The sequence below is a fragment of the Leptolyngbya cf. ectocarpi LEGE 11479 genome (genome assembly GCF_015207065.1).
Classification (GTDB): Bacteria; Cyanobacteriota; Cyanobacteriia; order Phormidesmidales; family Phormidesmidaceae; genus Leptothoe; species Leptothoe ectocarpi.
Window position 1 is genome coordinate 1 of the sequence record NZ_JADEXP010000440.1, and the last position, 4744, is coordinate 4744.

At 51.7% G+C, this 4744-nt stretch carries 4 protein-coding genes; 3 read left to right on the forward strand and 1 reads right to left on the reverse strand.

Going from position 1 to position 4744, the window contains the following annotated elements; all coding sequences use genetic code 11:
* Window positions 1–18 precede the first annotated feature (18 nt).
* Both IQ260_RS27855 and IQ260_RS27860 read left to right on the forward strand, forming a co-directional pair.
* Window positions 19–1350, forward strand: a complete 1332-nt coding sequence (locus tag IQ260_RS27855; protein ID WP_193996331.1) for a DUF4255 domain-containing protein — start codon at window positions 19–21, stop codon at window positions 1348–1350.
* Window positions 1347–3320 carry an ATP-binding protein gene (locus IQ260_RS27860; protein WP_193996332.1) on the forward strand — a complete coding sequence of 658 codons (1974 nt, stop codon included), beginning with the start codon at window positions 1347–1349 and terminating at the stop codon, window positions 3318–3320. Before IQ260_RS27855 ends, IQ260_RS27860 begins: the two co-directional genes overlap by 4 nt.
* Window positions 3321–3463: 143 nt before the next feature.
* Here IQ260_RS27860 and IQ260_RS27865 read toward each other — a convergent pair whose 3' ends face one another.
* A complete protein-coding gene (locus IQ260_RS27865; RefSeq protein WP_193996333.1) occupies window positions 3464–3802 on the reverse strand; it encodes a XisI protein in 339 nt (112 codons plus the stop codon).
* A gap of 67 nt (window positions 3803–3869) precedes the next feature.
* Here IQ260_RS27865 and IQ260_RS27870 point away from each other — a divergent pair.
* Window positions 3870–4744: eCIS core domain-containing protein (locus tag IQ260_RS27870; protein ID WP_228016495.1), on the forward strand; the 875-nt coding region annotated here is incomplete at its 3' end.

Here is a 4744-nt window from a genome sequence, read left to right on the forward strand (position 1 = left end):
AGGTAAAGGGGGGCGTTTGTGAGTAATCATCTTGCGATCGCAACGGTCACCGCCGTACTCAATAAGCTATTGCAAGAGGGCATTTCTCAGGATGTGCCGGGTGCTCAGATTACCACCCAGCGGCCCGATGCACCGGGCGGCAATGTATCCGGTGCTCGGATTAATCTGTTTCTATACCATGCCACCCCCAATACCGCCTGGCGCAATGCCGATATTCGAACCCGACGCCCCAAGGGAGATTTAGTTAAACATGGCCAAGCCAGCCTAGACCTGCACTACATTCTCACCTTCTATGGCAACGAACAGCGTCTAGAACCTCAGCGTCTGATGGGCAGTAGTATCCAAACCCTGGTGGACAGTCCTTTGATTACCCAGGAGATCATCCGAGAGACGGTGGCCAGCTCCACACTACAGGAACTAGAAGGCTCTGCACTGGCAGAACAAGTCCAGCTGGTAAAGTTTTTTCCGAGTGATATGACCACCGAGGAACTATCGCGGGTGTGGTCAGTCTTTTTTCAAATCCCCTATTCCCTCTCCTTTGCCTACCAAGCTACGGCGATCGTAATTCAAGGCCGTAAACCAGGCAAATCGCCGCTACCCGTACGTAGTCGGCGTTTCTTTACCTCTCCGGTGCGACCTGTACTTACCAAAGTTAGCACCCCTGGCAGCCTCAATACCCCCATTACCCTCGACAGTCATTTGGTACTACAGGGGCGACAGCTGCAAAGTGGTCAAACCAACAACCAAGACAATATTAAAGTGCAGGTACAGCTAGGCCAGGCTCGACTAACGCCGCAGCAGGTGAGCAAACAACAGGTGGACATTACCCTGGCAACGCTATCATCAGCCGAGAAAGCCCAGCTGCGGGCTGGTGCCCAAGGGATTCGAGTCGCCCATGTGGAAACTGTTAGCGACAGTGGAACCCACAGCCAAGATTTTTCAATCTTGTCGAACCTGATGCCGATTATTTTATGCCCCACCATCTTGTCAGCGCCCACAGAAGAAAATGCTTCGCCATTTACCCTAGATCTGTCAGAGATAGACGAGGATATCTACGACGGCCAGCTGAGTTTGCAGGTGGATGTTACCGTCGCCAGCCATCAGAGTACCTATCTGTTATTGAACGATCAAGAGCGTGATACCCAAGTGTATGTCGGCAAAGGAGAACGCCGCACTGCGGACACCAAGCGTCTCACCTTTCCCCTCAAAGACATCCGTGCCGGCACCTATTTAGTCAGAGTCCAAATCGATGGAGCCGAGAGTCCTTTAGAGGTCGATTCGCCAGAGGCCGAAAACCCAATGGTGCAGCGCTATATTGGCCCAGCGGTAACTATTGGGTCAGCTCTATGAATAGTTCAAGACACGCCTGGCTAGACGAGAATCAGCGGTATTTCAGTGCCGCCATTGCCGTGGTGCAATCTCGTCTTGTGGAACGATTACAACAGGCTAGCATGGAGCTACCCATGTTGGCCCATATCCCATCTGTTGAGGTCGCTTTACAACAGTTTCAGGCTTTAGAAACAACTCAGCCGCCGCCTGCTCTAGAACAACTGTGCCAGGTTTGTCAGCTATCGTCCTTTGAGCAGGAGATTCTACTACTCTGTGCAGGCATGGAGCTAGATGCCACCTTTGCCCCGATTTTTGCCGCGCTCCATGGGGATGCCCAACGCAACTATCCCACCTTTAGTCTGGCCATGGGCAACTTGCCAGAGGCGAGCTGGGCAGCACTATCGACGGGAGCGTCATTGCGTCACTGGCAGCTGGTGGAGGTAGGGCCAGGCCGGGCGCTAACGACCAGCCCATTGCGGATTGATGAGCGGGTATTACATTTTCTCACCGGTAGTAATCCGCTGGATGAGCAGCTGGTAGGAATCGTCAAACCATTGGCGGCGGCTAGTGAGCTGGTGCCGTCGCATCGGACTTTGGCAGAGCGGTTGGTTAAAACCTGGGTAAGATCGCGACCGGTATTGCAATTGTGGGGTGGGGATGGGTGCGATCGCACCACCATCGCCCAAACCGCCGCCACCCAACTTGGCCTCACCCTCCATCGCTTAGCTGCCGAGAGTCTACCCACAGCGGCCCTAGACCTCAATCGCTTAGCCCGGCGCTGGCAACGAGAAGCCACCTTTAGCCAGAGCGGACTGTTATTAGAATGGGCGGGCAAGCCTGAACAGGCAAGTGTCGTCAGCCGTTTTATCGAAGACCTGTCGGGTCTGGTGATCCTGTCTAGCCCCACCCGGCAGCATTTAGCCCAGGTTGCGATCGCCTTTGAGGTCGCCCTACCCACCTCCGCTGAGCAGCAGCACCTGTGGCAATCAAATCTGGGTACTGCAGCTATAGAACTCAATGGCCACCTAGAACAAATCACCAGCCAGTTTAATCTCAATGCCCCCATGATTGAGGCTGCCTATAGTGAAGCCCTAGGAAGCCAGAGTCAATCAGACGCTCCCCAGGCCCACCACCTCTGGCAAGCCTGTCGCAACCAAGCCCGTCCGCGCCTAGAGTCCCTGGCCCAGCGCATCCCTGCCAGTGCCACTTGGGAAGACTTAGTCTTACCCGAAACCCAACTCGCGACGCTACAGGAGCTAGAGGCCCATCTACGGCAGCGCACCAAGGTTTACCAGACATGGGGTTTTGCCGGACAAAGTGGACGAGGCCTAGGTATTACTGCCTTGTTTGCTGGGGCCAGCGGTACCGGTAAAACCCTGGCCGCCGAAGTATTAGCCTATGTATTAGACCTGGACCTCTACAAGATTGACCTCAGTGCCATCATTAGCAAATATATCGGCGAGACCGAAAAAAATCTCAGCCGCATTTTTGACGCTGCTGAGACCGGCGGGGCAATTTTACTCTTTGACGAAGCCGATGCTCTGTTTGGTAAGCGCAACGAAGTCAAAGACAGCCACGATCGCTATGCCAATATCGAAGTCAGCTACCTACTCCAGCGTATGGAAGCCTATCGCGGTCTGGCCATTCTCACCACCAATTTACCCGACGCCATCGACCGCGCCTTTATGCGCCGCATTCGCTTTATGGTGCAGTTTTCCTTCCCCGACTGGGAGCAGCGCACTACCATTTGGCAGCGCATGTTTCCGGTCCAGACTCCGACAGACGGGCTAAACTTTAGGCAGCTGGCTCGCCTAAATGTAGCAGGCGGCAATATTCGCAACATTGCCCTAAATGCAGCATTTTTGGCGGCAGATGAAGATGAGCCCGTACAGATGCGCCATTTGCTACAGGCTGCTCAGCGGGAGTATGGCAAGTTAGAACGGTCGATTACCGATGCGGAGGTAAAAGGATGGATAAGCGTTAAACCGTAGCTAACTATAAACACGATGAGGGAGTTTGAAAAATGAAAGCAGAGTATGATTTTTCAAAATCGGTTAGGAATCCATACTTTAGTCATCTGAAAAAACAAATGATGACCCAGTCAGAGCCTGAGGTAGTGCCTAAAGACAAACATCTATGCAGCCTCAAATTCCGTGTACTGTCTAGCCTGAGGCGGATGAAAGGCTAAAACAATACTCTCTTTTGTCAGGCCTTTTTCAAGTAGATCTGAAGCCACTCCATCTTCGGTCCAATCTTCTTCAATCCAAACTTTTTCATCTTTTAGACAAATATGAATCATCACCGTCTTAATCCGCTCATCGCCATTCCATCCCATCAAAATTAATAGGTAATGATTATGAGTGTCGTCAAACACCAACGAACTTTCGACAGTAGATTCAGCCTTTTGATTAATCTGATGATATTCAGTTAGAACATCTCGAATCACAGTTCTATATTTCTCTAATTTATCCATTATTCAATCACCTATTTTTTGCATTCTAAATTGTTCCGAATCATTTTTTCTAGTCGGAGTTCATCCCATGCCTTTTGCACCTAACACCACCAAATCTAAGTCGGCACCTGCAAGCAACGTCAACGTACAGAAACAAACACTGCGTGGCTTTGGCGCTCCGGCTATTGATGAAGCTCAAGAGACTGATGTGCAAACGCAGCTGAGCCATGCAATGCAGTTTGGTCATGGGGTGTCGCAGCCAGTTCAACGGCAGGTAGAACCGAACCTGGAGGAAGACGAGGAGGCTTTGCAGCGGCAGGCAGAACCAACGTTAGAAGAGGATGAAGAAGATCTGCCAGTGCAGGCAAAGCTGACCATCGGCCAGCCAGGAGACAAATATGAACAAGAGGCCGACCAAATGGCCGCCAAGGTGATGGCTATGCCGGACTCCGCTGTACAGCGGGAGGCGATGCCCGAAGAAGAAGAGGAACTGCAGGCCAAACAGGAGCTGCAGCGGGAAGCGATGCCCGAGGAAGAGGACGAAACCCTACAGGCTAAACCCCAACTCCAGGCTAAAGGCAGCGTCCCCGAAGCCCCCACTAACTTTGACAGCCAACTTGCCCAACAAAAAGGCGGAGGTCAACCTCTCTCTGACAAAACCCGTGCCTTTATGGAACCCCGCTTTGGCTCAGATTTTGGCGATGTGCGGGTACATGAAACACCGGATTTAGCCAATGCGATTCAGGCCCAGGCGTTTACCCATGGGCAGGATATTTATTTCAATTCAGGAAAATATAATCCGGGGTCGAGTGGTGGGAAGGAGTTGTTGGCGCATGAGTTAACGCATGTAGTTCAGCAACGAAGCTCGATGCCCCATCCAGCCATATCAATGCAGCAAGATGAAGGAACAACATTTAGTTATTGGTTACAAAAAGATAAAAATGGTATAGCTTATCAAAAACA